General features: G+C 51.4%; 25 protein-coding genes. 7 read left to right on the top strand and 18 right to left on the bottom strand.

Annotation, left to right across the window (positions count from 1 at the left end; genetic code table 11):
- Positions 1-42 precede the first annotated feature (42 nt).
- The 5 genes from sspB to zapE all read right to left on the bottom strand — a co-directional run bounded on the left by sspB (position 43) and on the right by zapE (position 3,761).
- Positions 43-540, bottom strand: a complete 498-nt coding sequence (sspB, locus tag A7098_RS15480; protein WP_032226563.1) for a ClpXP protease specificity-enhancing factor — start codon at positions 538-540, stop codon at positions 43-45.
- A gap of 5 nt (positions 541-545) precedes the next feature.
- Positions 546-1,184 carry a stringent starvation protein SspA gene (gene sspA, locus A7098_RS15475; protein WP_000257293.1) on the bottom strand — a complete coding sequence of 213 codons (639 nt, stop codon included), beginning with the start codon at positions 1,182-1,184 and terminating at the stop codon, positions 546-548.
- A 394-nt stretch (positions 1,185-1,578) separates the two neighbouring features.
- Complete coding sequence (rpsI, locus tag A7098_RS15465) at positions 1,579-1,971, bottom strand: 30S ribosomal protein S9 (protein WP_000829818.1); 393 nt, start codon at positions 1,969-1,971, stop codon at positions 1,579-1,581.
- A gap of 15 nt (positions 1,972-1,986) precedes the next feature.
- The gene (gene rplM, locus A7098_RS15460; RefSeq protein WP_001517180.1) at positions 1,987-2,415 is read right to left on the bottom strand and encodes a 50S ribosomal protein L13; all 429 of its coding nucleotides are present in this window, start codon (positions 2,413-2,415) and stop codon (positions 1,987-1,989) included.
- 218 nt (positions 2,416-2,633) lie between these two features.
- Positions 2,634-3,761 (bottom strand): cell division protein ZapE, encoded by a 1,128-nt coding sequence (gene zapE / locus A7098_RS15455; RefSeq protein WP_001192359.1) that lies wholly within the window; start codon positions 3,759-3,761, stop codon positions 2,634-2,636.
- 193 nt (positions 3,762-3,954) lie between these two features.
- On the opposite strand from zapE, the gene zapG reads away from it, so the two are divergent.
- The 3 genes from zapG (at position 3,955) to degS (ending at position 7,033) form a co-directional block, all read left to right on the top strand.
- Positions 3,955-4,353, top strand: a complete 399-nt coding sequence (gene zapG, locus A7098_RS15450; protein ID WP_010345273.1) for a Z-ring associated protein ZapG — start codon at positions 3,955-3,957, stop codon at positions 4,351-4,353.
- 155 nt (positions 4,354-4,508) lie between these two features.
- Positions 4,509-5,876 (top strand): serine endoprotease DegQ, encoded by a 1,368-nt coding sequence (gene degQ, locus A7098_RS15445; protein ID WP_105281048.1) that lies wholly within the window; start codon positions 4,509-4,511, stop codon positions 5,874-5,876.
- 89 nt (positions 5,877-5,965) lie between these two features.
- Complete coding sequence (gene degS, locus A7098_RS15440; RefSeq protein WP_000497715.1) at positions 5,966-7,033, top strand: outer membrane-stress sensor serine endopeptidase DegS; 1,068 nt, start codon at positions 5,966-5,968, stop codon at positions 7,031-7,033.
- A gap of 62 nt (positions 7,034-7,095) precedes the next feature.
- Here the strand turns inward: degS and mdh are convergent, their stop codons facing one another.
- Positions 7,096-8,034 carry a malate dehydrogenase gene (gene mdh, locus A7098_RS15435; RefSeq protein WP_001295272.1) on the bottom strand — a complete coding sequence of 313 codons (939 nt, stop codon included), beginning with the start codon at positions 8,032-8,034 and terminating at the stop codon, positions 7,096-7,098.
- 434 nt (positions 8,035-8,468) lie between these two features.
- Here mdh and argR point away from each other — a divergent pair, with 434 nt between their 5' ends.
- On the top strand, positions 8,469-8,939 hold the full coding sequence (argR, locus tag A7098_RS15430) for a transcriptional regulator ArgR (protein WP_001257843.1): 471 nt from the start codon (positions 8,469-8,471) through the stop codon (positions 8,937-8,939).
- A 364-nt stretch (positions 8,940-9,303) separates the two neighbouring features.
- Entirely contained in the window at positions 9,304-9,567 is a 264-nt protein-coding gene (gene yhcN / locus A7098_RS15425; RefSeq protein ID WP_010345287.1) for a peroxide/acid stress response protein YhcN, read from the top strand.
- Between the two features lie 56 nt (positions 9,568-9,623).
- Here yhcN and A7098_RS15420 read toward each other — a convergent pair whose 3' ends face one another.
- The 4 genes from A7098_RS15420 to aaeX form a co-directional block, all read right to left on the bottom strand.
- A complete protein-coding gene (locus A7098_RS15420; RefSeq protein ID WP_001029011.1) occupies positions 9,624-9,896 on the bottom strand; it encodes a barstar family protein in 273 nt (90 codons plus the stop codon).
- A gap of 91 nt (positions 9,897-9,987) precedes the next feature.
- Positions 9,988-11,955 (bottom strand): p-hydroxybenzoic acid efflux pump subunit AaeB, encoded by a 1,968-nt coding sequence (aaeB, locus tag A7098_RS15415; RefSeq protein ID WP_000510934.1) that lies wholly within the window; start codon positions 11,953-11,955, stop codon positions 9,988-9,990.
- 5 nt (positions 11,956-11,960) lie between these two features.
- Positions 11,961-12,893 (bottom strand): p-hydroxybenzoic acid efflux pump subunit AaeA, encoded by a 933-nt coding sequence (gene aaeA / locus A7098_RS15410; RefSeq protein WP_000854026.1) that lies wholly within the window; start codon positions 12,891-12,893, stop codon positions 11,961-11,963.
- Positions 12,894-12,900: 7 nt separating this feature from the next.
- Complete coding sequence (gene aaeX / locus A7098_RS15405) at positions 12,901-13,104, bottom strand: p-hydroxybenzoic acid efflux pump operon protein AaeX (protein WP_000051841.1); 204 nt, start codon at positions 13,102-13,104, stop codon at positions 12,901-12,903.
- A gap of 182 nt (positions 13,105-13,286) precedes the next feature.
- Here aaeX and aaeR point away from each other — a divergent pair, with 182 nt between their 5' ends.
- Positions 13,287-14,216 (top strand): HTH-type transcriptional activator AaeR, encoded by a 930-nt coding sequence (gene aaeR / locus A7098_RS15400; protein WP_000440317.1) that lies wholly within the window; start codon positions 13,287-13,289, stop codon positions 14,214-14,216.
- Positions 14,217-14,289: 73 nt separating this feature from the next.
- Here the strand turns inward: aaeR and tldD are convergent, their stop codons facing one another.
- The 7 genes from tldD to mreB all read right to left on the bottom strand — a co-directional run bounded on the left by tldD (position 14,290) and on the right by mreB (position 24,520).
- A complete protein-coding gene (gene tldD / locus A7098_RS15395) occupies positions 14,290-15,735 on the bottom strand; it encodes a metalloprotease TldD (protein ID WP_105281047.1) in 1,446 nt (481 codons plus the stop codon).
- A gap of 155 nt (positions 15,736-15,890) precedes the next feature.
- Positions 15,891-19,691 carry an AsmA2 domain-containing protein YhdP gene (gene yhdP / locus A7098_RS15390; protein WP_105281046.1) on the bottom strand — a complete coding sequence of 1,267 codons (3,801 nt, stop codon included), beginning with the start codon at positions 19,689-19,691 and terminating at the stop codon, positions 15,891-15,893.
- Positions 19,692-19,758: 67 nt separating this feature from the next.
- A complete protein-coding gene (gene rng / locus A7098_RS15385) occupies positions 19,759-21,228 on the bottom strand; it encodes a ribonuclease G (RefSeq protein WP_000123197.1) in 1,470 nt (489 codons plus the stop codon).
- Positions 21,218-21,811, bottom strand: a complete 594-nt coding sequence (gene yhdE / locus A7098_RS15380; protein WP_000203083.1) for a nucleoside triphosphate pyrophosphatase YhdE — start codon at positions 21,809-21,811, stop codon at positions 21,218-21,220. Before yhdE ends, rng begins: the two co-directional genes overlap by 11 nt.
- Positions 21,812-21,819: 8 nt before the next feature.
- Entirely contained in the window at positions 21,820-22,308 is a 489-nt protein-coding gene (gene mreD, locus A7098_RS15375) for a rod shape-determining protein MreD (protein ID WP_000135265.1), read from the bottom strand.
- Complete coding sequence (gene mreC, locus A7098_RS15370) at positions 22,308-23,411, bottom strand: rod shape-determining protein MreC (RefSeq protein ID WP_000802526.1); 1,104 nt, start codon at positions 23,409-23,411, stop codon at positions 22,308-22,310. The genes mreD and mreC overlap by 1 nt, the downstream gene beginning before the upstream one ends.
- Before the next feature lie 65 nt (positions 23,412-23,476).
- Entirely contained in the window at positions 23,477-24,520 is a 1,044-nt protein-coding gene (mreB, locus tag A7098_RS15365; RefSeq protein WP_000913396.1) for a rod shape-determining protein MreB, read from the bottom strand.
- 159 nt (positions 24,521-24,679) lie between these two features.
- Here mreB and A7098_RS23970 point away from each other — a divergent pair, with 159 nt between their 5' ends.
- Entirely contained in the window at positions 24,680-24,829 is a 150-nt protein-coding gene (locus A7098_RS23970; RefSeq protein ID WP_016159494.1) for a hypothetical protein, read from the top strand.
- Here the strand turns inward: A7098_RS23970 and csrD are convergent.
- Positions 24,826-26,766, bottom strand: coding sequence for an RNase E specificity factor CsrD (gene csrD, locus A7098_RS15350; protein ID WP_105281045.1), 1,941 nt, complete (start codon positions 26,764-26,766; stop codon positions 24,826-24,828). The two genes, A7098_RS23970 and csrD, sit on opposite strands and share 4 nt — an antisense overlap.
- Between the last annotated feature and the right edge of the window lie 43 nt (positions 26,767-26,809).

Raw genomic sequence — 26,809 nt, 5'->3', positions numbered from 1 at the left:
GAAGGTAGATAGCAAAACAGGCCACATGGGCCTGTTTATCATTTATTTCACAACCCGCAATGCCGGGCGTCCACCGCGTGGAGGCTGTGGCGGTTCATCGTCAGGATGTGTGTCATCATCGTGATCGGGCTTATCGCCGTCAATGACCGACATAACGGTTTCATTATCTGCCGACGCTTCATCATCATTCATGATACTGGCATCTTCATCGTAGGCAGCTTCAGGCTCGAACATTGTTCCTGCGCCATTTTCGCGGGCGTAGATAGCCAGCACGGCAGCCAGCGGTACTGAAACCTGACGCGGAATGCCACCAAAGCGCGCGTTAAAACGCACTTCATCATTCGCCAGTTCCAGATTGCCAACCGCACGCGGCGCAATGTTGAGTACGATTTGCCCATCACGTGCATATTCCATAGGAACCTGCACGCCAGGGAGCGTCACATCCACCACCAGGTGCGGCGTGAGCTGGTTATCCAGCAACCACTCATAGAATGCACGCAGCAGATAGGGACGACGTGGTGTTAGCTGTGACAAATCCATACAGATTAACTCCGGCCCAGACGCATTTCACGTTCTGCTTCAGTTAAAGAAGCAAGGAAAGAGTCACGCTCAAAGACGCGGGTCATATAGCCTTTCAGCTCTTTCGCACCCGGGCCGCTAAACTCGATGCCCAGTTGCGGCAGACGCCACAGCAGCGGAGCAAGGTAGCAATCGACCAGGCTGAACTCATCGCTCAGGAAGTACGGCTTCTGACCGAAAACCGGCGCAATCGCCAGCAGTTCTTCGCGCAGTTGCTTACGTGCAGCATCGGCTTCAGAGGCTGAACCGTTGATGATGGTGTTCATCAGCGTGTACCAGTCTTTTTCGATACGGTGCATGTACAGACGGCTTTCACCGCGAGCTACCGGGTAAACAGGCATCAGTGGCGGATGCGGGAAACGCTCATCCAGATATTCCATAATGATGCGAGATTCCCACAGGGTCAGTTCACGATCCACCAGGGTCGGAACGCTCTGATTCGGGTTGAGGTCAATCAGATCCTGAGGCGGATTGTCCTTTTCCACGTGTTCGATCTCGAAACTTACACCTTTCTCAGCCAGCACAATGCGGACCTGATGGCTATAGATGTCAGTAGGACCGGAAAACAGCGTCATTACCGAACGTTTGTTGGCAGCGACAGCCATGAAAACCTCCAGGTATAGTCAGAATTTTTACTGCTACCAGCCACCAGGTGGCCAGTCAGAAGTTATGTTACCCAGTAAGGAACGACTCTCTTTGTTCGAAAATCAAACAAAAAATGAGCAATACCCGACATTTGGGCAGAAAATTGGATGATAGTTTACCAGATTTTGCGACCTTTGTGGTAAGTCGATACCAGAAATGGGGAAAAAGAGATGCGCTTTAGTCTGAAATGGTTGACTTAATCCCTTATCGGCGATGTTGTTTTTGTTTTACCTGCCTGTCAGGCGGTAGCAAAAAGCACCTTTCCATTTTTACGCTGATTCAGATTTTAGCCATAAAAAAACCCGCCGAAGCGGGTTTTTTTCGCAAATTGTATTCTGCCGGAGCAGAAAGCAATTAACGTTTGGAGAACTGCGGACGACGACGTGCTTTACGCAGACCGACTTTCTTACGTTCAACCTGACGAGCGTCACGAGTAACGAAGCCAGCTTTACGCAGTTCAGAACGCAGGGACTCGTCGTACTCCATCAGAGCGCGGGTGATACCGTGACGGATCGCACCAGCCTGACCAGAGATACCACCACCTTTAACGGTGATGTACAGATCCAGTTTCTCAACCATGTCGACCAGTTCCAGCGGCTGACGAACTACCATGCGGGCAGTTTCACGACCGAAGTACTGTTCCAGAGAACGTTGGTTGATAACGATTTTGCCGTTGCCCGGTTTGATGAAAACGCGAGCTGCAGAACTTTTGCGGCGACCAGTGCCGTAGTATTGATTTTCAGCCATTGCCTATAATCCCGATTAGATGTCAAGAACTTGCGGTTGCTGTGCCGCGTGGTTGTGCTCGTTACCCGCGTAAACTTTCAGTTTACGGAACATAGCACGACCCAACGGGCCTTTTGGCAACATGCCTTTAACCGCGATTTCAATCACACGCTCAGGACGGCGAGCAATCATCTCTTCAAAGGTCGCTTGTTTGATACCACCGATGTGACCGGTGTGATGATAGTACACTTTGTCAGTACGCTTGTTGCCGGTTACAGCAACTTTGTCAGCGTTCAGAACGATGATGTAATCACCAGTATCTACGTGCGGAGTGTATTCCGCTTTATGCTTACCGCGCAGGCGCAGAGCCAGTTCGGAAGCCAGACGGCCCAGAGTTTTACCGGTCGCGTCAACAACATACCAGTCGCGTTTTACGGTTTCTGGTTTAGCTGTAAAAGTTTTCATTAAAAGCTTACCCAATAAATAGTTACACGTTGGTGAACACCCAAACGTCTTCAATTGTTGAGGTTCACACGACAAAGTCCGGCAAACCTACCCCTTCGAATAGCCTATGCCAGCACACAAAAAGTTTTGGGAAAAAAACTTTCTTGTAACGTGGGGTCGCAAGATTATAGAGAAGTCGGGGTCAAAGATCGACCCCTTTTTGTGATTTGTGACAGGTTTTAACCCGCCAAATGCTCGCGCTTCAAATACTCTTCGCTTTGCATCTCTTGCAGACGTGACAGGCAACGCTGGAACTCAAACTTCAGCCGCTCGCCCTGATAAATCTCATACAAAGGTACTTCCGCGCTCACCACCAGCTTGACATGGCGCTCGTAAAATTCATCCACCAGCGCAATGAAACGCCGCGCTTCACTCTCCATCAACCGCGTCATGACGGGCACATCAAACAACATCACCGTGTGAAACAGACGTGAGAGCGCAATATAGTCATGCTGGCTGCGGGCATCAACGCACAGCGTGGTAAATGACACCGCCAGCGTCTGGTTTTCTACGCCCATCGTCGCCAGCGGTCGATGATTGATTTCCAGCGTAGGGGCTTGTTCTCGTTTTGCACCTGCCAGCGCCAGCCACAGCTTATCCATCTGCTCACGCGTTTCATCATTAAGCGGCGACAGCCACAGATGCGCCTGAGTAAGGGTACGCAGCCGATAATCAACACCGGCGTCCACGTTCATAACATCACAATACTGTTTAATGGCATCAATTGCAGGAAGAAAACGCGCACGTTGCAGGCCATTGCGATAAAGCTCATCCGGTGGAATATTTGACGTCGCCACCAGCGTTATGCCACGAGCAAACAATGCTTTCATCAGGCCACCCAGCAGCATGGCGTCGGTAATATCAGAAACAAAAAATTCATCAAAACAGAGCACATCGGTTTCTGCTTTGAAACGATCAGCAATAATTTCCAGCGGATCGCTCTGCCCTTGCAATGCGGTTAATTCTTCATGCACCCGCAGCATAAAACGGTGAAAATGCAGCCGCTGTTTTCGCTCCCCAGGCAAACTTTGATAGAAAAGATCCATCAGCCAGGTTTTTCCGCGCCCTACACCGCCCCACATATATAAGCCACGCACCGGCGCGTTGCTTGTATCTTCGCGCTTACCCCACAGCTTACCGACCCGTGCCATTAACCCGCTAGCCCTGGCGACTGGCGGCGTGCTGTTGATTAATTCCTGGTAGATAATCTCCAGCCGACTGACGGCCTCTTTTTGTACGTCGTCGGGTTGATGGCTGCCTTCATTGAGCGCCTTCAGGTATTGCGATGTCGGGGTAACGCTTTGCATGATGTTCTTGTTATTCCTTGAATAATCGGTGTGCCGTTGTTCACGGTTGACGAAAAAAAGGCCGTTCTACACTACGCGATATGCAGTCGGGATTCCACTTCTGTGGAATTAACGGTTATAGTGGCATAATCAGCCGCAGGCATGGAGCCTGAAGCCAACACCCTACGGAAACAAAAGACAACGGGAGATGTTCATGACCTGGGAATATGCGCTAATTGGGTTAGTCGTCGGCATCATTATTGGTGCTGTGGCCATGCGTTTTGGTAATCGTAAACTGCGCCAGCAACAGGCGTTGCAGTACGAACTTGAAAAGAATAAAGCTGAACTGGACGAGTATCGCGAAGAGCTGGTTAACCACTTTGCCCGCAGCGCGGAATTACTGGATACTATGGCGCACGACTATCGCCAGCTGTATCAACACATGGCGAAAAGCTCCAGCAGCCTGCTGCCGGAACTGTCTGCTGAAGCCAACCCGTTCCGCAATCGTCTGGCAGAATCTGAAGCCAGCAACGATCAGGCTCCGGTGCAGATGCCGCGTGACTATTCTGAAGGTGCATCCGGCCTGTTACGTACCGGCGCGAAGCGCGACTAATTTATTTTTCGGGCGCAGCCATTGCGCCCTCCTCTTCTCTTCTTCCCCCGACTATCATTTAATCTGGTGTCTCATTGTTTACCATCTGAAAATTCAATAACATCAAACTGTTTTGAATCTCTTTTTCTTATCATTCAGGTACGAGAGCAGGAATAATGAAAAAGCAAACCCAGCTGTTGAGTGCATTAGCGTTAAGTGTCGGGTTAACTCTCTCGGCGCCGTTTCAGGCCATCGCATCGATTCCCGGCCAGGTTGCCGGTCAAGCGCCACTGCCCAGTCTGGCGCCGATGCTGGAAAAAGTGCTTCCCGCAGTGGTCAGTGTTCGAGTCGAAGGAACCGCCAGCCAGGAGCAGAAAATTCCGGAAGAATTCAAAAAGTTTTTTGGTGATGATTTACCGGATCAGCCTGCGCAACCTTTCGAAGGTTTAGGTTCCGGCGTCATAATCAATGCCAATAAAGGTTATGTGCTGACCAACAATCACGTCATTAATCAGGCACAGAAAATCAGTATTCAACTCAATGACGGGCGTGAGTTTGATGCAAAGCTGATTGGCGGTGATGAGCAGAGCGATATTGCCCTGTTGCAAATTCAGAATCCCGGTAAATTAACGCAAATTGCCATTGCCGACTCCGATAAACTGCGCGTCGGTGATTTTGCCGTCGCGGTCGGCAACCCGTTTGGTCTTGGGCAAACCGCCACCTCCGGGATTGTTTCCGCATTAGGCCGCAGCGGGTTAAATCTCGAAGGTCTGGAAAACTTTATTCAGACCGATGCCTCTATTAACCGTGGTAACTCCGGCGGTGCACTGTTAAACCTTAACGGTGAATTAATTGGCATCAACACCGCAATCCTTGCCCCGGGCGGCGGTAGCGTAGGAATTGGTTTTGCCATTCCGAGTAATATGGCGCGTACCCTGGCGCAGCAACTTATCGACTTTGGTGAAATCAAACGCGGCCTGTTAGGCATTAAAGGCACCGAAATGAGTGCCGATATCGCCAAAGCATTTAATTTAGACGTTCAGCGCGGCGCGTTTGTCAGCGAAGTGCTGCCAGGTTCTGGCTCGGCAAAAGCAGGCGTGAAAGCAGGCGATATTATTACCAGTCTCAACGGCAAACCGCTGAATAGCTTTGCTGAGTTGCGTTCTCGTATCGCGACCACCGAACCGGGCACGAAAGTGAAACTCGGCCTGCTGCGTAACGGCAAACCGCTGGAAGTAGAAGTGACGCTCGATACCAGCACCTCATCGTCAGCCAGTGCCGAGATGATCACACCTGCGCTGGAAGGCGCGACGTTGAGTGACGGTCAGCTAAAAGATGGCGGCAAAGGTATTAAGATCGATGAGGTTGTCAAAGGAAGCTCCGCCGCTCAGGCTGGATTGCAAAAAGATGATGTGATCATTGGCGTCAACCGCGATCGGGTGAATTCGATCGCTGAAATGCGCAAAGTGCTGGCGACAAAACCGGCCATCATCGCCCTGCAGATCGTACGTGGCAATGAGAGCATTTACCTGCTAATGCGTTAATGTCGTAAACCGGGCATCAGGCTGACGTGTGATGTCCGGTTAACTCGTGGTATGCTGCTGCCGTTCCCTTTTTTAATGACGCCTCCATCATGTTTGTGAAGCTCTTACGTTCCGTTGCGATTGGATTAATTGTCGGCGCTATTCTGCTGGTTGCCATGCCTTCGCTGCGCAGCATTAACCCGCTTTCCACACCGCAATTCGACAGTACCGATGAGACGCCTGCCAGCTATAATCTGGCGGTTCGCCGCGCCGCGCCAGCGGTAGTCAACGTTTATAACCGTGGTTTGAACACCGCCTCACACAACCAGCTTGAGATCCGTACACTGGGATCTGGCGTGATCATGGATCAACGCGGTTATATCATCACCAATAAACACGTGATCAACGACGCCGATCAGATCATCGTCGCCTTACAGGATGGTCGTGTTTTTGAAGCATTACTGGTGGGATCTGACTCTCTAACCGATCTGGCGGTGCTTAAAATTAATGCCACTGGTGGTTTACCCACTATTCCTATCAATTCACGACGCGTACCGCACATTGGCGATGTGGTGCTGGCGATCGGTAACCCGTATAACCTTGGGCAGACCATTACCCAGGGCATTATCAGTGCCACAGGTCGAATCGGCCTGAACCCGACCGGGCGGCAAAACTTCCTGCAAACCGATGCTTCCATTAACCACGGTAACTCCGGCGGCGCGCTGGTGAACTCGCTGGGAGAACTGATGGGTATCAACACGCTGTCGTTTGATAAGAGTAACGATGGCGAAACGCCGGAAGGTATCGGCTTTGCGATTCCTTTCCAGTTAGCAACCAAAATTATGGATAAGCTGATCCGCGATGGTCGCGTGATCCGTGGATACATTGGCATTGGTGGACGAGAAATCGCACCTTTGCACGCGCAGGGCGGCGGTATCGATCAACTGCAAGGAATTGTGGTTAACGAAGTGTCACCTGATGGTCCGGCGGCGAATGCGGGTATCCAGGTCAACGATCTGATTATCTCGGTGGATAACAAACCAGCCATCTCCGCACTGGAGACGATGGATCAGGTTGCGGAAATCCGACCTGGCTCAGTGATCCCAGTTGTAGTGATGCGTGACGATAAGCAGCTAACGTTGCAGGTCACCATTCAGGAATATCCAGCGACTAATTAAGTCGTGCGCTCAAAACAAAAAACCGGAGTCTGTGCTCCGGTTTTTTATTATCTGCTAATCAATTATTTATTAACGAACTCTTCGCCCAGGGCGATATCTTTCTTCAGCGTATCCAGCATACCTTCCAGTGCGTTCTGTTCAAATGCGCTCAGGGTGCCGATAGATTTACGCTCTTCCACGCCGTTTTTACCCAGCAGCAGCGGTTGAGAGAAGAAACGTGCGTACTGACCATCGCCTTCAACGTAGGCACATTCTACAACGCCTTGTTCGCCCTGCAGTGCGCGAACCAGAGATAGACCAAAACGTGCAGCGGCCTGGCCCATAGACAGGGTTGCAGACCCGCCACCGGCTTTCGCTTCAACCACTTCAGTACCCGCGTTCTGGATACGTTTGGTCAAATCAGCCACTTCTTGTTCGGTGAAGCTTACGCCAGGAACCTGAGACAGCAGCGGCAGAATGGTAACACCAGAGTGACCGCCAATAACCGGCACTTCAACTTCGCCCGGCTGTTTGCCTTTCAGTTCCGCAACAAAGGTGTTGGAACGAATGATATCCAGCGTGGTAACGCCGAACAGTTTGTTTTTGTCATAAACACCGGCTTTTTTCAGCACTTCTGCAGCGATAGCCACAGTGGTGTTCACCGGGTTAGTGATAATACCAATGCACGCTTTCGGGCAAGTTTTCGCAACTTGCTGTACCAGGTTTTTCACGATACCGGCGTTAACGTTAAACAGGTCGGAACGATCCATACCCGGTTTACGCGCAACACCTGCAGAAATAAGAACGACATCTGCGCCTTCCAGAGCAGGGGTCGCATCTTCACCAGAAAAACCTTTGATTTTCACAGCAGTAGGGATATGGCTCAGGTCGACGGCCACACCGGGAGTGACTGGAGCGATATCATACAGGGAGAGTTCTGAACCTGAAGGCAGTTGGGTTTTTAACAGTAGTGCAAGCGCCTGGCCGATACCACCAGCAGCGCCGAGGACTGCGACTTTCATCCTAAACTCCTTATTATATTGATAAACTAAGATATGTTGCTCCGCTGCCGCGACCTTAATCCACAAATTCCCTGTTTACAATGACCACTTCTCAAGAATGTGTAGTCACGCAAATTTGGCGTTTATGCATTTAATTGACGTAATCAGGGAGCTAACTTACGTAATTAACAGTCGCTTATGCATTAGGGCAACATTCCAACAGGTGGTGACAATATACCCTACCGTTCAGCCAAAACAACATCATTTTGATAACAATTAATTTACTTTTAAGCGAAATTTACATGCCGTGACGCAGGCATGTTTCTCAATAACGAAATTTGATAAAATCCCGCTCTTTCATAACATTATTTCAGCCTTCTCCAGGGCAGACTGTTTGCATAAAAATTCATCTGTATGCACAATAATGTTGTATCAACCACCATATCGGGTGACTTATGCGAAGCTCGGCTAAGCAAGAAGAATTAGTTAAAGCGTTTAAAGCGTTACTTAAAGAAGAGAAATTTAGCTCCCAGGGCGAAATTGTCGCCGCATTGCAGGAGCAAGGCTTTGACAATATTAACCAGTCTAAAGTCTCGCGGATGTTAACCAAGTTTGGTGCTGTACGTACCCGCAATGCCAAGATGGAAATGGTTTACTGCCTGCCAGCTGAACTGGGCGTACCAACCACCTCCAGTCCGCTGAAAAATCTGGTGCTGGATATCGACTACAATGACGCTGTTGTGGTGATTCATACCAGCCCTGGCGCGGCACAATTAATTGCGCGTCTGCTGGACTCTCTGGGCAAAGCAGAAGGTATTCTTGGCACCATTGCCGGTGATGACACCATCTTTACCACCCCTGCTAAAGGTTTTACCGTCAAAGACCTGTACGAAGCGATTTTAGAGCTGTTCGACCAGGAGCTTTAATCTCTACCCCGCCGCTTCTGGCGGCGGGAAAAATGCTGCATTCTCCTCTTATCCCCCTGCTTTCCCCTGTCATCTATTAACGAATAGTGCGCTTTGCTGCGACAAAACATTCACATATCGAATACATAGGGTAATAATCGCACATTATGCAAAAAACGATATCATATTGAAATTAATGACATTTATAATGGTGTCCTATGTTTTTAATTCCACTTTGTTATAAAAATTAATATTTTTAACACTTTAAATCCAATAGAAACAGTTAGCGTGGTATTAATTAGCTAAATAATTAGTGTATACTTGATTTTGTGATATGGGTCACGAAACAAAGGCCCAGCTAAAAGATTATGTCGAGGTAAAAATCATGAAAATCAAAACCACTGTTGCTGTATTAAGCGTACTTTCTGTTCTCTCTTTCGGTGCCTTCGCTGCCGATTCCATTAATGCTGCACAAGCGCAAAACCGTGAAGCTATCGGTACAGTGTCCGTCAGCGGGGTGGCGTCTTCGCCGATGGATATGCGTGAAATGTTGAATAAAAAAGCGGAAGAAAAAGGCGCAACGGCCTACCAGATTACTGAAGCTCGTAGCGGTGACACCTGGCACGCTACGGCTGAACTGTACAAATAAACCCTCATCGTCTTGTCCGACGATATTGCCCCCGGTTCGGGGGCTTTTTTTTTGCGCTAATGACGAACATTAAAACGCAAATGCCCTTCCAGCTCTTCCTCTGCCTCATCAAACAGCAATATTAACGCGCCAAAACGGCGACGCATTTTCTCTCCCAGATGAACGAATTCGATCTCCAGCGGTAGCGGCAGGACATCATTCATTAACACATCCCATAGAGAGTCGAGATCGCGTACCTTATCTTTCGCCAGGCCAAAGGTTTGGCTAAAGTCGCGATAAAAATCCTCCTGACTCTCAATCTCATCAAAATCAAATGTATAGATATTCATCTGTTGCCACCGTCACGTTTCGCGGCGAGTTCTGCCGTTCATCGCTAAGTATAGACATGAAAAAACCGACGCTTTTGGCGTCGGTTTTAACTTAACTATCGGTCAGCGCATGTTGATACTTATGGAGCATACCGGTAAGCCGATGCACCGGTTCCGTCACCTGCGGTGGCGCTTGCCAGATGCGTAGCTTTTCCTGGTAGATTTCCAGTTCTTCCAGCAACTGCCCAAAGTACCGACGACGTTTATCATCGCTACGGGCAGATATCACATGGTCTGCTGTGCGGCGCATTTGTCGGTGAAACGCCGATAAATCCTCGTTAACCGGGATCGGCGCATCACGCAGGCGCTGGTGCGCGATAATCATCGTCAGCGCCAGGCGAAATTTCGGCAAATCTCCGGGAAATTTATTCATCAGCAAAAACAACTGCTGATAAAGTGCCGGAAGATGGTTCTCTTTACGACGCGCGACATTGGTGGTCATCGCGGAAACAGCAGCAGAAACAAATTGATTAAGCAATACGCGTCCGGTTCTGTCGCGTGATTTATCCCGCACTAACAGAATAACAATAAACGCCAATACACAGCCAACGATTTGCCCTAATGCGCTGTCGAGAAACTGACTGAAATGGAACGTCATCGGGTTATCCAGCACGATAATATTGATGGTGCTGGCCAGCGCCCCCATTGAGCCTAGTCGCCGTTTCTGTACTTCAATGCCAAGGAAGAATCCCAGCACGGCAAGGCTGATACACAGCAGTAACATACTCTGTTGGGTATTTGGGATAATCACCAAAAAGTAGAGCAGCCCTAACGGCAACGCCGCCAGCGTCCCGTAGATAAAGTCGATCGCCACCATGCGTGGATTCGGCAAACGCATCGCCAGTGACGTCACTACCGCAATCATCACCATTGCGCCACTGCCGGAAGTCCAACCCGTCCACAGCCAGAAAAGCGTGCCCAGAATGCAGGAAAGTGTGGTTCGCCAGAAGTTAACCATCGCATGATGACGTTCGGCTGACTCAACTTTTACTTCCGGCTCGCCTTGCAGGATCTCTTCTTCGGTGGCGTTGATTTTTGTATTACTGATAACACCGCGTTTGAGCAATTGATAACGTGTTGCCGCCGCGACCCAGCTATAAATGGTGACAGGTGTTTCCCGTTCCCCGGTCCAGGCAATAACTCTTCGCAGGCGTTTGAGCTGCTTGTGGACGTCCTGCGCGGTTTCTACCGGCGTGTCAAAAAATTCGCGGAAAGTATCAGTGATCAATTCCGGGCGCGAATTCTGAATCAAATAGGTTTCGCAGGACTGGGTAATCAGCGTCAGCGATAGCGTATTAATCGCTTTTAAACGTCGATTAGCTCGCGCCCAACGGGAAGATTCCATATTCAGGTTGCTGCGCATACCTTGTAGCGCCGTGGTGCGTCGAACCAGGTCGCCCCAGGCCTTATCGACAACTTCACCATCGCCATGCTTGATACAGAGTTGCATTAATTGATATTGCGCGACCAACAAACTTTCCAGCTCTCGATCCACTTCTTGTTTGATCGATCGCGGAGAAAAGAGCAGATCCGCCATAATCGCACACACAATACCGATAACGATCTCACTACAACGTTCGACGGCAAACTGCGGCGTCAGCAACGGTTCCGGCTGAATGGTGATCACAATGATCAGCGCGGTATAACCAGCCAGTCCCCACGCATAGGAGTTTTCTATTCGTACCAGTGAAGAAATCCAGGTACAAAAACCGGCCCAGATACAGCACACCAGAATCATCAGCAAAGGGGCGCGGATCATCGCAATAATGATCACCAGCCCGGCAATACAGCCGATAAATGTGCCGATGATGCGTAAAAAGCCACGATAGCGAATAGCGCCAGAATACGGTTCGCCACCGGCAGCAAAGGCCGGGCCGGCGGCAACAATCGCCGCTGTCAGTACCGCCCAGCGTGGCGTTTCCAGCTGAAAGTGAAAGCCAACAAACAGCGCCAGCACAATGGCGGTCGCCAGTTTTACCGCAAAGCGAATATGTTGGTTAGCAATGGAGAAAATACCCATCGTGATTAACCAAACTCACGCAGGCGATGAGCCATTTTACGGAAGAACGAATCCTGGCTTTCGTCACGATCCTGTTTGCCAGTGACCACCACCGTCGCGGTGGTGCCCGCAGGCCAGATGTTCTCTTGCTGATTATCGAGACGAATACGTACCGGAACTCGTTGCGCCAGACGCACCCACTCCAGGTTAGAGTCGATAGTCGCCATTCCTTTATCATCGCGCGTACTGCTGGCGTTGGTGACCCCGGCAGCGACGCTATCAACCGTACCTTTCAGCACTTTGTTACTGCCAAGCGGCGTGATCTCTGCGCGATACCCCGGGCGCACCCCTTCCAGCTTGGTTTCTTCCATATAGGCCAGCACATAGAAGGAGTTCTGTTTCACCAGCGCAACCGCCGTTGAGCCACGGGTAATAAACTCACCGGTATAGACGTTGAGGTTGGTCACCCAGCCATCTGCTGGCGCGCGGATCACCGTGCGTTCAAGATCCAGTTTTGCCAGATCGCGGGTCGCCTGTGCTTTCGCTAATTGATGCAGAACCGTTTGTAGTACGTTGTTGGCCTGGTCTATCTCTTCGCGGGACATCGCCTGTATGCCGAGACGGTTACGACGTCCGGCCTCCTGGCGTTTTTCCTGTGCCAGCACCTGATAATAAGCAACATCGGCTTGCGCTTCCTCGAGCGCCTTTTGATAGCGTGGCTGGTCGATGGTGAACAGTACCTGTCCTTTTTTCACCAGCTGGTTATCATGAACATTTACCTGAGTAATGAGTCCGGATACGTCCGGCGCGATCGCAACGACGTCGGCGCTAAAGCGTGCGTCACGCGTCCACGGGGATTCGGTGTAATAGACCCAGGCATTAAAAATTGCGATGAAGGCCAGAATGACTAATACGACCGTGATGGCCGTACGGGAGAATTTTCTTATTAGTGTTTTCACTTCAACCTCAAACGAACAGTCGCGATATCAAATAAAACAAGCAGCAATAGAGCGCGGTGTTGAACAACGCCGGATGCCAGACAAAGTCGTAGATACCTGTTGGCACAAGTACCCGGCGCACCAGCCAGAAAATCGCCAGTGATAAAAGCAATTCGAAAAATATAGGTGGGAAGGACAGCCCAAACACCACGATAACGGGAAACAGACTCATGTTGACCTTGGTTGTATAGAGAGAGCAGGCGTTATTATTTTCAGCATCTGTCGCCGCAGAGAAGGGCATGGAAAGCCGGGCGAGAGCAACATTGCTGTAGATTGATATTTAATATATTAGCGTAACTGTTATGCTGTTATCTATATTATGTGATCTAAATCACTTTTAAGTCAGAGTGAATAATGGAACGACTAAAACGCATGTCGGTGTTTGCCAAAGTAGTTGAATTTGGCTCTTTTACCGCCGCCGCCAGACAGCTACAGATGAGCGTTTCGTCCATCAGTCAGACGGTGTCAAAACTGGAAGATGAGTTGCAGGTAAAGCTGTTAAACCGCAGCACACGCAGCATTGGCTTGACTGAAGCCGGTAGAATTTACTACCAGGGCTGCCGTCGGATGCTCCATGAAGTGCAGGATGTCCATGAGCAATTGTATGCCTTCAATAACACCCCCATCGGGACGCTGCGCATTGGCTGTTCTTCAACTATGGCACAAAATGTTCTCGCCGGGCTGACAGCAAAAATGCTGAAAGAGTACCCAGGTCTGAGCGTGAATCTGGTCACAGGTATACCTGCACCCGACCTGATCGCTGATGGTCTGGATGTGGTGATCCGCGTCGGCGCATTGCAGGATTCCAGCCTGTTTTCCCGCCGTCTGGGCGCGATGCCAATGGTGGTGTGCGCAGCTAAAAGCTATCTCACACAATACGGCATACCGGAAAAACCCGCCGATTTAAGTAGTCATTCATGGCTGGAATACAGCGTGCGCCCGGACAATGAATTTGAACTGATCGCGCCAGAAGGGATCTCAACACGACTGATCCCGCAAGGACGGTTTGTCACAAATGATCCGATGACGCTGGTGCGCTGGCTGACGGCAGGCGCCGGCATCGCCTACGTGCCGCTGATGTGGGTGATCAACGAGATCAATCGCGGGGAACTGGAGATCCTGCTGCCGCGTTACCAGTCAGATCCACGCCCGGTTTATGCGTTATATACCGAAAAAGATAAGCTGCCACTGAAGGTGCAGGTCGTGATCAACTCACTGACAGATTATTTTGTTGAGGTCGGTAAGCTGTTTCAGGAGATGCACGGGCGCGGGAAAGAAAAGTAATTTATGTGCGTAAGTCGGTAAGCACCGCATCCGACAACCAATACCTGATGCGACGCTTACCGGCCAGGATAGATTACGCAGTACCGCCAACGGTCAGGTTATCGACTTTAAGCGTCGGCTGGCCCACGCCAACCGGCAAACTCTGCCCTTCTTTGCCGCAGACACCCACGCCGTTATCCAGTTTCAGGTCGTTGCCCACCATCGAAATCTGCTGCATGGTTTCGATGCCGGAACCAATCAACGTTGCCCCTTTCACCGGCTTCGTTACTTTACCGTTTTCAATCAGATACGCTTCTGAGGTGGAGAAGACAAATTTGCCGGAGGTGATATCCACCTGGCCGCCACCGAAGTTCGGCGCATAGATGCCATACTCAACGGATTCAATAATTTCCTGCGGGGTCGATTTACCCGGCAGCATGTAGGTGTTGGTCATACGCGGCATTGGCAGGTGAGCGTACGATTCACGGCGACCATTGCCAGTCGGCTTCATACCCATTAAGCGCGCGTTGAGTTTATCCTGCATGTAACCTTTCAGGATGCCGTTCTCAATCAGCACATTGTACTGACCTGGCGTACCTTCATCATCAATCGCTACCGAACCACGGCGATCAACCATCGTGCCGTCATCAACCACGGTACACAGTTCAGAAGCCACCAGCTCCCCGACCTGTCCACTAAAGACCGAAGTACCACGGCGGTTGAAGTCGCCTTCCAGGCCATGACCGACCGCTTCATGCAACAGCACGCCGGGCCAGCCAGCGCCGAGAACTACCGGCATGGTGCCCGCAGGTGCGGCAACAGCAGAAAGATTGACCAGCGCCATACGCACGGCTTCTTTTGCCCATGCATCCGCACGGACTTCGCCATCGAGATCGGCAAGGAAGAACTCATAACCAAAACGACCGCCGCCGCCACTGGCGCCGCGTTCGCGTTTGCCATCTTCTTCGACCAGAACGCTCACAGAAAGACGCACCAGAGGGCGCACATCCGCTGCCAGCGTGCCGTCAGTCGCCGCAACCAGAATTAATTCATAGACGCCACTGAGGCTGGCAGTCACTTCCTGTACGCGCTTGTCCGCTTCGCGAGCAACCTTATCGACACGACGCAGGATATCCAGCTTCTCTTCACGGCTCATGCTTTGCAGCGGGTCAACCGAGGTATACAGCGGGCTATACTCTACCGCGCCCAGCGTCTGTACTTTGCCATCGCCGTTGTCACGCACAATGGTACGCGCCGCTTGCGCACTCTGTTCCAGCGCCAGCAGGCTGATTTGGTCAGCGTAAGCAAATCCGGTTTTTTCACCGCTGATTGCACGCACGCCAACGCCCTGATCGATGTTGTAAGAACCATCTTTAATAATGCGGTCTTCTAAAACCCAGGATTCGTGATAGCTCGACTGAAAATAGAGATCGCCATAATCAAGGCGACGTTCGGTCAGTTGACCGAGGATCGCGAACAAGTCCTGATGTTTCAGGCCGTTCGCCGCTAGCAATTGTTCACTTACCAGGTTCAGACTCATCGTTTTTGCTACTCGTTAGTTACTGCGGTAGAGGATTTTTTACGGCTGCCGGATGCGGCGTGAACGCCTTATCCGGCCTACGGTTATGTTCCGGCTCGTTGGCCTTTGGCAACGATTATCATAAGAGATTGGGGCAATTACGCGCCCTCGTCAAATCATTGCGCTTTTTCTTTACGCGGTTGGCGCAATACTTCGTTGATTTGCGGATCGTCCAGCGGACCCGAAATGTGATAACGCAAAATGGAAACTTTGCTCCACAGCGGCCCCAGCACTTTACTGGCGGCAAATACTGCCGCGCCGACAATGGGGTTAACCGCAAAGGCCGCAGCCACGCCCACTGTCGCAGAAATCTCTGGTGCGACAACCGCTTCCATATTCAGATCGCGACGCACCAGATTCACCGACCCTTTCATGGCGATATCCGCTTCCAGGCCATCCACCAGCGTGTCATCGGTGTGCATAACGCCGTCTTTAATCCACGCGGTGCTGCGAATGGAGTCAAAATAGAACCCTTCGCCAAAGGTGTCTCTGAAATCAAAACGCAGCTTACGCATCAGGGCATCAACGCTCAATAAGCGCAGCAATTGCCCGGCATGTCCGGTGCTGATTTCGGTAATTTCGCCTTTGCCCAGTTGGGTATGAATGATGCCATTCAACGTCGCTTCATCCGGCTGCCACGGTGCTTTACGCCAGTGTAAATCGTAATCCACATTAAATGACGACTGGCGTATTGGCGTCGTGACACCAAAAAATTCTGCGGCGGCATCAATTTTCTGGCCGCGCAGTTTTCCTTTCAGCGAGGTACGTTCATTCCCCGGATTGTTAACCCATTCACCATCGGCAGTGAGTCGCGAGAAACCAGTATCAATCAGTCCATTGGTCAGCGTTAACGTATCGCCGGAAATGGTGATATCGCTGTCGATGCGACCGAATTTTTGCCCCCAGAACCAGCACTCTGCGCAACGTATTTGTGCGTCCGGCCAGCCACGGAAGCTGATGCGCTCCGTAGTCGGGAAAGGTGATGAATTCGTTGATTCACCACCGGTTTTCGTCACGTTCGGGTTGTAATAGAGATATTTAATATTCGCCAGCCACGGCGCGTTATTACGCATCGCCAGCGTAGCGTTGATTTCACGCCCTTGCGCCTCAACCTGCGTACCGTTTGCCATCGGCTGCGAGACGATGCTCAGGTTATTCCACTGCTGATTCCCCAATGACAACGCCGGTGTACGCAACGTAATGTGCTGAGGGAAACTCGCCGCGCTGCCAACCTTTTCCGTCGCGCCTTTCTGGAATAGCGCCAGCCACTCGGCGCCGTCCATTGGCGGCATATTTAACTCAACACCACTCTGTTCCGGTAACGGTGGAAGCGTTTTGCTGTCTGCCGCCCAGATGGCGCGCTCAAGCGTCAGCTTTTGACCGAGCAACCAGCGGCTATTGAAATGGTTATTCGTGCCAGCTTGCCCGGTTAATTCAAAGCTGTTGAGATTGCCATCAACCTTAATATTTACAGGTAGCGGTTTACCCGCAGGTTTGGCTAACGGCGAAGGTAAGTGACTACTCACATTCTTCAGATCGCCGTTCAGCTCTACGTTATAGGTCGCGCCAGCATGATAAGGCAGCTCAATGCCCACTTTACCATCCCACGCCACGCTGCCGCTTAACGCTTCGTTCACCGCTTCAGGCAGAACGCCGGTTTTCGCTGGTTGCCAGTTACCGTTGAGATTCACCGCAACCTGGTAGGCTTTTGTCCCTTCTTTGGTGGAAAAATCCACGTTCAGTGGCTGGTTAAACCAGCTTGCGGTCAGTGGTTCACTTTGCAGATCACCATTGATAAAGCTGAATTTACCGCTCAAATTTTTCAGGGTGCTGTCGAGGGGTTTGATAAACAGGCTGTTGTTGCGCAGCGCCACTTCACCTTTCGCTGTAACCAGTTCGCCATTCAGCGGGATATCGAGATGTAAGCGAGCATTCACATCGCCGTCGAGCTGGAGTTCTTGTAGGGTCGCCCCCAGAGAATCCTTCAGCGGCGTCTCATCAAAGTAAGGACCAACGGCTTTACCCGAACCTTTAATGTCAGCGTCAATAAGCAACTTTTCTTTCGAGTAGTCAGGGATCACCGCAGTGAGGTTACTGGCGCGCACACCGCCCAGATTAACGCCATCGGTTTTCATCCATAAACCGTCGTTAATAAAGTCCAGTTCAATATCAAGGTTAGTTAATGCAGGCCAGTCCGGCTGGAAGGCAAACTTCGCGTTACGCAGCGGCACCAGCACTTCAAACTGACCTTCGTTGTGTTTGTAAGGGAAAAGATGTGGATTGCCGCCATAAACCAGGGTCGCGTTATCCGCTTTACCGCCCTGAATTGCGCCACTTAGATAATCGACTAACTCTTTCCCCATCAGGTTTTCCGGGAAATAGCGCCAGGCTTGTGAACCATCATCGGTACTGATGCCAGCCAGAATCCCCAGCCAGGGTTCATCGTTAGCAGGTTGCAGGTAACGAAAACCGCCGCGCGCATGGACGGCTTTGGCTTTAACGTCGATGTTACGCCCATCCAGCTGGAAACCTTTATCATTATTCAACCAGCTTATGGTTGCCTTGCCGTCGGCAATTTCCAGCGGTGCGCGAAATACCGTTTCATAAGGCATTTTCGCCTGCTTCATGGAAGCCGTCAGCAAACCATTTTCTACGCTTCCTGAAAGCGTCCCGGAGAAATGTTCCGCACCCGGCAGTAATTTCCATTGTTTCCAGGCCAAATTGCTCCACGACGCCTGAAAGCGGGTTTTCTCTGCCGCCTGAAGCGGGATATCCAGCGCCAGCGTGTTGATCTTGCCGCTCGGCTGGGTTGAACGCCAGATATCACCCAGCGCAGGTGAAAGTTTCGCTGCTAATGGGCGTATGCCTTCCAGCCCCGCCAGCTCCAGATTGCTGGCGCGAATTCGTAGTTCGTCACTACGTTTATTGTTTTTGCCGCCAACGTCCTGTTCTGGTATCCAGGCCAGCGTCAAAGCTCCACTCGGCCAGGGTTTGCCGTCCATGGTGATCCGCGTATCAGGAATGGAAAACTGCCAGCCCGAATGTTCGCGCGTTATGTGCGCGGTCAGATTATCCACCGACAGCGAATGCGTTTTTTTCTCGCCCAGCCAGCTTGCACCGCCCTGTTTCAGCCAGACATCGCCGCCGATCACATCGCCTTTGTCGATGGTCATCCAGCCTTCAAGGGAGAACTGTGCCGTTTCCAGCGCAATATTGTCCTGCATCCATTTACCGAGCCACGGCTTCAGGTCAATGTCATCAGCCTGAAGCCAGACGCGACCATTGCTTAACAGTCCCTCATCATCACGCAGATCCATGCGCACCTGCATCACGCCGTGTTGTCCGGTCAGACTGGAGAGACTTACCTGACCTTCCGCACGGTGTCTACGTGGATCGTTAAGCCAGGTGAGTTGCGGGATCGCCAGTTCAGCGCGCTGACCGGATGGTGTCAGGAAGCTGATTTCGCTATCGCGGAGATCGAAGTGATCGAACTGACGAAGAAACAGATCGCTGATATGGCTGGCTTCCAGGCTATCATTGCTACCACCACTGGTGATGGGTGTATTGGTGCGAAAGCGCAGTTGCCAGAAAGTGAGGTCACGAAACTGCCAGCGCATATGCAGCAGGCTCTGCCAGACATCCAGCGCCAGGGTGACGCGTTTAACCGAAAATTCACCGCCATCTTTCAACTCAGCGCGGATGTCGTGCGCTTCGAGTGTTGGGCCAAAATTTTGCCAACTGGCGGAGAGCTGACTGGCTGCCACCGGCATACCCGTCGCGGATTCAATTTTGTTAAGGATTTCCGGGCGCCAGGCGTCGAGGTGCGGTAAAGCAATACGCAGGCCGCTGACCAGCAGCGCAGCAATCACAACGAGCGCGGCTCCAGTAAGCAGTAAAATCCCCGGCAATCGCCTCACCCGTCACTCCTTGTCTGCTAAAAATGTGACTCAAAAACCCTTTGCCGGATGGCGGCCCAGCATCTGTTTACATCATTACGACGTCAAACTGCTCCTGGTTGTAGAGCGGTTCAATTTGTACTTTAACCTGTTTGCCAACGAAAATTTCCACTTCCGCCAGCGAGTGCGATTCTTCGCCTTTCAAGGCTTCGGCTACTGCCGGGGAAGCATAGACCAGGAAACGGTCAGAGTCGTAAGCATGGTGCACGCGAACGATCTCACGCATGATTTCATAGCATACGGTTTCCACGGTTTTCACCGTTCCGCGACCGTGACAGGTTGGGCATTCATTACACAGTACGTGCTCAATGCTTTCGCGGGTGCGTTTACGCGTCATCTCCACCAGCCCCAGCGCCGAAAAACCATTAACGCTGGTTTTCACCCGGTCTTTGCTCAACGCCTGTTCCAGCGAATGCAGTACGCGGCGACGGTGATCTTCATTATTCATGTCGATGAAATCAATAATGATAATCCCGCCCAGATTACGCAACCGTAACTGGCGAGCGATAGCCTGCGTCGCTTCAATATTGGTATTGAAGATGGTGTCGTCCAGATTGCGATGACCAACAAACGCCCCGGTATTGATGTCCACGGTAGTCATCGCTTCGGTCTGGTCGATAATCAGATAGCCGCCGGATTTCAGTTCTACTTTGCGTTCCAGCGCCCGCTGGATTTCGTTTTCGACATCAAAGAGATCGAAAATTGGCTGGCGTCCGGTGTAATGTTCCAGCTTACTGGTCATCTCGGGAATGTATTCCGAAGTGAACTCAAGCAACGCTTCGTAAGTCAGGCGCGAGTCAACGCGAATACGATCCAGCTCAGCGTCGGCGAAATCACGCAGAACACGCTGCGCCAGCGCCAGTTCGCCGTACAGTTGATAACGGGTCTGTGGACGCTTTTTACGTTCCATCACTTTGGTCCAGACGCGTTTCAGGTAGGCAGCATCGGAGGCCAGCTCCGCTTCGCCAACCCCTTCCGCCGCAGTACGGATGATAAATCCGCCCTGCTCGTCGCAATACTCTGCGACCACTTTTTTCAGGCGTTCACGTTCAGATTCACTTTCAATGCGTTGGGAAACCCCAACGTGAGAAGCCCCTGGCATAAACACCAGATAGCGAGACGGCAGCGTGATATCGGTGGTCAGACGCGCACCTTTGGTGCCAAGCGGATCTTTCACCACCTGCACCATCAGATCTTGTCCCTGACGCACCAGCTCCGAAATATCGCGCACCGTGAACTGCTTTTGTTCTTCACCCGCCACACATTCGGTGTGTGGCATGATGTCGGATGCATGAAGAAACGCGGCTTTATCCAGCCCAATATCTACAAAAGCCGCCTGCATACCCGGAAGTACACGACTTACACGACCCTTGTAGATATTGCCTACTATTCCGCGTCGCGCCTCACGTTCAATATGAATTTCCTGCAGAATACCGCCATCAATATACGCCACTCGTGTTTCCGAAGGCGTTACGTTTACCAACAATTCAGCCGTCATGTTTATCCCTTTTGTCACGCAGTGCGTTAAAATTACTTAATAATTCATACGTTTCAACCAGCGGTAAGCCGACTACGGCGTGATAGCTGCCATTTATCTTCCTGACAAAACAACCACCCAGCCCCTGAATACCGTATGCACCTGCTTTATCTAACGGTTCACCGCTGGCAACATAGCCCGCGATGTCTTCGTCTGTTAACGTTCTGAACGTCACATCGGTGACCACCAGACAATCGAGAATGTACTGGCTGTCTGCCAGCGCCACCGCCGTCATTACCTGATGAGTCTGTCCCGATAATTTGCGCAACATCTGCGCCGCATGTTCTGCATCGCGCGGTTTCTCTAACACTTCCCCATTCAGGACAACAATGGTATCCGCTCCCAGTACCGGGAGATCCTGCGCAGTATGAGCAACACCTGCTTGCGCTTTCTCACGCGCCAGACGCATAACATACTGCTGCGCGCTCTCCTGCGGATGGCGCTGTTCCTCAATGCCCGTAACAATACGTTCAAAGGTCACGCCAAGTTGCGCAAGTAACTCCTGACGACGCGGAGAACCGGAAGCTAAATACAGAGAAGTCATAGAAACCTTTATTGCACTGCAAACTGCTGACGGATTTTGCGCATCAGCAAGAAAATCCACGGCCAGAGCACACCATTGACTACACTACTCCAGAACACTTCGGGTCTGAAAGAGACGTTGATCACTAAAAACTCTGCCCAGAAAACAATAATATCCACTACCAGCGAAAGCAACATGACGACCAGCGCCTGCTGCCATAATGCCAGGTTGCGGAAAAGCTGGAATTTCAGTGCTACCAGATAAGCAATGATACTCATCGACAACGCCCGGACACCGAGCGTAGAGCCACTGATCAGATCCAGTATGGCACCCATCACAAAACCTGTGCCCACATTTACGCGATGGGGCAAGGCCAGGATCCAATACAGCAAGATGAGCAATACCCAGTTTGGCCGGAAAACGATGAGATTATCCGGCCAGGGCATAATTTGTAGTAACAAGGCGATGAGGAAAGAGAGCCAGATAACCCAGCGCCCCTGGCTACGATATCTCGCCACTATTGCCCTCCTGGCGCACGTGCAGGCGGTTGAGCACCACTTTGCGGCGGCGTAGCCCTTTGTGGAGAGCGGTTAGCAGCGGGCTGTGTCGGCGCAGCAGGCGCAGTAGCTGCATTTCCTGTCGTCGGTTGCTGCGGAGTCGGCTGAGCGATCCCCGTTGCCGGTTCAGGTAACTTTGGCCCCATCGCGTCTGGCGAAGGCAATACCTGCGGCATCATCTGCATCAGACGTTCATTAGCAACGCGATGCACCTCTTCCGGCGTCATCGGGTTAGCGCCGTTACGATCTGCGCCCCACAGCAGCAGCAGATAACGCAAACGTTGCAGTCCCGCAGTCGGACGCGCCTGGATCACGGTATAAGCGCGCTGGGTATCGAGTTTCACAGAAGAGACGACCGCCACCGGATAACCTTCCGGGAAGCGTCCACCAAGACCAGATGTCACCAATACATCACCAACACGAATATCAGTATTCGCTGGCAGGTGCTCAAGTTGTAAATCATCAGTACAACCGTTACCCGCAGCAATTACGCGGATATCATTACGGAGAACCTGAATTGGCAGTGCATGGGTCGCGTCGCAAATCAGCAACACGCGGCTGGTCAGTTTGGCGACCGCCACCACCTGGCCAACAACACCTTTGTCACTGATGACCGGCTGGCCTTCATAAACTCCGTTAACGCTGCCTTTGTCGATAACGACTTGATCGCTATACGGATCGTTAACCGTAGAGATAACCTGAGTCACCATCTTTTGCTCATCCTGGCGCAACGGAGAACCCAGCAGCTCGCGCAGGCGCGCGTTCTCCTGTTTGTATTGTCCAAGCATCAGCAGTTCGCTGTTTTTCAACAGCAATTCCTGACGTAACGCCCGGTTTTCAAGTTCTAGTTGATCACGCGAGGCCAGCGTCTGTGATACGCCATCCAGCAATTCTCGAGGAGCATTGGAAACAAAGTAGAAAGGACTGACGGCGGTATCCATATAGGTACGGATTTGACTAAACATCCCCAGGCGACTGTCGGCAATAATAACGCCGAGCGCCACCAGCACCGCCAGAATAAGGCGAATCTGTAGCGACGGGCCACGGCTAAAAATTGGCTTCATAAGTTATGCGTATTCTCGTATCAGACCAGGCAGGGCAAACAGATGTTCCCCCTGCCTGCATCCGATTACTCTTCGCTGAACAGGTCGCCGCCGTGCATGTCGATCATTTCCAGTGCTTTGCCGCCACCGCGTGCCACACAGGTCAGCGGGTCTTCAGCAACAACAACTGGAATGCCGGTTTCTTCCATTAACAAACGGTCAAGGTTACGCAGCAGCGCACCACCGCCAGTGAGCACCATTCCGCGCTCGGAAATGTCGGAAGCGAGTTCCGGCGGGCACTGCTCCAGCGCAACCATCACCGCGCTAACGATGCCGGTCAGCGGTTCTTGCAGCGCTTCGAGGATTTCGTTGGAATTCAATGTAAAGCCGCGTGGCACGCCTTCTGCCAGGTTACGGCCACGAACTTCGATTTCACGGACTTCATCGCCCGGATAAGCAGAACCGATTTCGTGTTTGATACGTTCTGCAGTCGCTTCACCGATCAGAGAACCGTAGTTACGACGAACGTAGTTGATGATCGCTTCGTCGAAGCGGTCACCGCCAATACGTACAGAAGAGGAGTAAACTACACCGTTCAGAGAGATAACGGCAACTTCAGTAGTACCACCACCGATATCAACCACCATGGAGCCGGTTGCTTCAGATACCGGCAAGCCGGCACCGATTGCTGCTGCCATCGGCTCTTCAATCAGGAATACTTCGCGGGCGCCTGCGCCCTGCGCGGATTCACGAATAGCACGACGCTCAACCTGGGTAGCGCCAACCGGCACACAAACCAGAACTCGCGGGCTTGGACGCATAAAGCTGTTGCTGTGCACTTGTTTGATAAAGTGCTGGAGCATCTTTTCAGTCACGAAGAAATCAGCGATAACGCCATCTTTCATTGGGCGAATGGCAGCAATATTGCCCGGCGTACGGCCCAGCATCTGCTTCGCGTCATGACCTACTGCAGCTACGCTTTTCGGTGAACCGGCACGATCCTGACGAATAGCCACCACAGAAGGCTCATTCAATACGATGCCTTGTCCTTTTACATAAATGAGGGTATTCGCAGTACCCAGGTCAATGGACAAGTCATTGGAAAACATGCCACGAAATTTTTTCAACATACTAAGGGATAATCCTGAAAGCTGGGGCGGAAAAGAAAATCCGCTTACTTTACCAACCACACGCAGCAGCGACAAGGCGCAAAAATCATCTGCTACGGTGAAAATTAGTGCAGTTTGTTTCCTTTGTTACAAATCTCTACCTGAGTCCAGAGAGGCTAAATGCATCAGCATGCATTCCTCGCCTGTTTGCAACTGCGTAAGGTCATTAATCTGCATATGTGCTGCAACAATCTGGCGAACAGACAAGCACGCTCCCGTGAAACGCAGCGCGCGTTATTCTACGTGAAAACGGATCAAACGGCAGGTTAAACCGAGTATCTTTGTGAATATTTTTTCACGTTAGTATCAAGTGGCTGTGAGAACGCAAAAAAATCTCCCTGCCCACCCAAAACCCCACGCTGAATCAGGGTCTGCCACTCGCTTCGCGAACGTACACCAGTAGCGTAAACCTGGGTGTTGGTCCCGGAACACGCTTCTACCATGCTCTGAACCAACAATTGATTCTCTGTTCGCTTCTCAATGTTTCTTACCAGCCCCGGATGGAGCTTGAGTAATTCAACATTAAGTTCTTTGATCCAACGGGTACTTACCAGCGTCAAACCAGCCTGGTTGACGGCGACCCGAGCCCCTAAAGCATTCATCAAACGAATGACAGGTTGCAAGCGACCGATATGTTGACCAACATCAGCCTCTGCAAGTTCAATAATTATGCGTTTTCGCTGTGATTTTTCACACTGCATCAGCGTATCACGTAGCCAACGCTGGAAACGCGGGCGAATCAACGACTCAACGGTGACCTGAATCGCCAGATTTTCTTGTGGCCAATAGCGTAACAGCGGGATGAGGCGACTGACTTGCAGACGGTCATACTCTTCCGATAAGCCAAACTGCAACACCATCGGCATATATTCCGCCGAACTGACCTCTTCGTTACCATCAAAGATACGACACATCAGTTCGCGATGATGAACCAGCCCTTCACGAGTAACCGCCGGTTTTTGATAAAGACGCGGGCCTCCGCGACTCAGCATTTGCTCGATGAGCGTCCGCCAGCGAACGTTACCGCGTCCTTTTTCAGGTAACGAGTCATCGTAAATAGCCCAGCTACTGCCGCCCTGTAATCCCGCATTGCGCGTGGCGGATTCCGCATGTTCCATCACCTGTTCGGTATCCTGCCCGCTACGCCAGGCACAGATGCCGATGTGAATCATATCATCACGATCGAGCATTTTATTCGTCGGTAAGGTATCGACCGCCTTGATCAATTGCCCGGCAATGCTCTCCGCCTCTTTTAATGTCCGATGTGGCAACAGCACGGCGAAATCGCTACGGTGATAACGCGCCAATAGCGCCCCGGGATAACGCATCATAAATGTCGATAACAGATTTGTCAGGGTGAAGAGTTGTTCTTCAACCTGGCTGTGCCCCCAAGTGTCGCTCAACATATTGAAATCCGGCAGGCGGATCATCATCACGATCCCGTGAGTCCCCACTTTCTCCTGATCTTCCAGTAACGTTGCTAACTGATTATCGAAAAAGAGTCGGTTATTGAGGCCGGTTTTGATGTCCTGAGCAGCATAGGAGCGGATCAGTGTATCAAGACGACTGTGCTGTTCGCGTGCGTTCTGAATTTCACAAAGCAGCGTATCCAGCGCACTGCTGGTTCTGGGCGGCCATTCATAGATGGTTCCCAACACATTCGAGCCACGCTCGCCATTTAAAATACGTGTGGCGCGGGTTTCCAGCAATTCTTGCCCGGCAAGTTGCCGCTGTAACCAGCGTACTGCCAGGAAAAGCATAATAATGATAAATCCAATCGCACCGGTGAGCGGTGCGGTGGTCATCAACGAGTGGAAATAGTTGCCCATCGGATCCTGATAAACCAAACGCAGCGACATCCCCGGATGTTTAATCAACGGCACAGTCAGTTCGCGAAACAGATCGCTGGTTCCCACCGGACGGTAACTACCATTGCGGGACTGGGTATAAACCTGTTTTTTATCGTGCAAAAGATCCACGCGAACGATATCCGCAGACATCATCAGTTCGCTGATTTGTGGCCTCAACGTGCTGAAGTCATTCGACACAAGGTGGGTATCGATCGCCGTCGCCACTGCCTGAACACGATGACTAAACTTATACTGAATGGCGTTATAGAAACTAAGCGAGCAGCCCAGCAGGGTCACAAAAATTGTTAACCCGGTGAGCAGCGTGACAAAGGCCGAAAATTTCGTCGTTAATCTCATCCTTGTGTTAACTCCGATAGTGAGGACGCGGGCATACTAGCAA

The sequence above is a fragment of the Escherichia sp. MOD1-EC7011 genome (assembly GCF_002965005.1).
Taxonomy (GTDB): Bacteria; Pseudomonadota; Gammaproteobacteria; order Enterobacterales; family Enterobacteriaceae; genus Escherichia; species Escherichia ruysiae.
The sequence above is the reverse complement of the archived record's forward strand: the minus strand, read 5'-3'. Positions and strand labels throughout refer to the sequence as shown.

Bases quoted from the DNA above. Each gene is read 5' to 3' on its own strand.
- yhcN (WP_010345287.1), top strand. From the start codon at position 9,304: ATGAAAATCAAAACCACTGTTGCTGTATTAAGCGTACTTTCTGTTCTC.
- A7098_RS23970 (WP_016159494.1), top strand. From the start codon at position 24,680: ATGCATCAGCATGCATTCCTCGCCTGTTTGCAACTGCGTAAGGTCATT.
- tldD (WP_105281047.1), bottom strand. From the start codon at position 15,735: ATGAGTCTGAACCTGGTAAGTGAACAATTGCTAGCGGCGAACGGCCTG.
- mreB (WP_000913396.1), bottom strand. From the start codon at position 24,520: ATGTTGAAAAAATTTCGTGGCATGTTTTCCAATGACTTGTCCATTGAC.
- degS (WP_000497715.1), top strand. From the start codon at position 5,966: ATGTTTGTGAAGCTCTTACGTTCCGTTGCGATTGGATTAATTGTCGGC.
- mdh (WP_001295272.1), bottom strand. From the start codon at position 8,034: ATGAAAGTCGCAGTCCTCGGCGCTGCTGGTGGTATCGGCCAGGCGCTT.
- sspA (WP_000257293.1), bottom strand. From the start codon at position 1,184: ATGGCTGTCGCTGCCAACAAACGTTCGGTAATGACGCTGTTTTCCGGT.
- rng (WP_000123197.1), bottom strand. From the start codon at position 21,228: ATGACGGCTGAATTGTTGGTAAACGTAACGCCTTCGGAAACACGAGTG.
- A7098_RS15420 (WP_001029011.1), bottom strand. From the start codon at position 9,896: ATGAATATCTATACATTTGATTTTGATGAGATTGAGAGTCAGGAGGAT.
- aaeB (WP_000510934.1), bottom strand. From the start codon at position 11,955: ATGGGTATTTTCTCCATTGCTAACCAACATATTCGCTTTGCGGTAAAA.
- rplM (WP_001517180.1), bottom strand. From the start codon at position 2,415: ATGAAAACTTTTACAGCTAAACCAGAAACCGTAAAACGCGACTGGTAT.
- aaeR (WP_000440317.1), top strand. From the start codon at position 13,287: ATGGAACGACTAAAACGCATGTCGGTGTTTGCCAAAGTAGTTGAATTT.
- degQ (WP_105281048.1), top strand. From the start codon at position 4,509: ATGAAAAAGCAAACCCAGCTGTTGAGTGCATTAGCGTTAAGTGTCGGG.
- sspB (WP_032226563.1), bottom strand. From the start codon at position 540: ATGGATTTGTCACAGCTAACACCACGTCGTCCCTATCTGCTGCGTGCA.
- zapG (WP_010345273.1), top strand. From the start codon at position 3,955: ATGACCTGGGAATATGCGCTAATTGGGTTAGTCGTCGGCATCATTATT.
- rpsI (WP_000829818.1), bottom strand. From the start codon at position 1,971: ATGGCTGAAAATCAATACTACGGCACTGGTCGCCGCAAAAGTTCTGCA.
- zapE (WP_001192359.1), bottom strand. From the start codon at position 3,761: ATGCAAAGCGTTACCCCGACATCGCAATACCTGAAGGCGCTCAATGAA.
- aaeX (WP_000051841.1), bottom strand. From the start codon at position 13,104: ATGAGTCTGTTTCCCGTTATCGTGGTGTTTGGGCTGTCCTTCCCACCT.
- mreC (WP_000802526.1), bottom strand. From the start codon at position 23,411: ATGAAGCCAATTTTTAGCCGTGGCCCGTCGCTACAGATTCGCCTTATT.
- yhdE (WP_000203083.1), bottom strand. From the start codon at position 21,811: ATGACTTCTCTGTATTTAGCTTCCGGTTCTCCGCGTCGTCAGGAGTTA.
- argR (WP_001257843.1), top strand. From the start codon at position 8,469: ATGCGAAGCTCGGCTAAGCAAGAAGAATTAGTTAAAGCGTTTAAAGCG.
- csrD (WP_105281045.1), bottom strand. From the start codon at position 26,766: ATGAGATTAACGACGAAATTTTCGGCCTTTGTCACGCTGCTCACCGGG.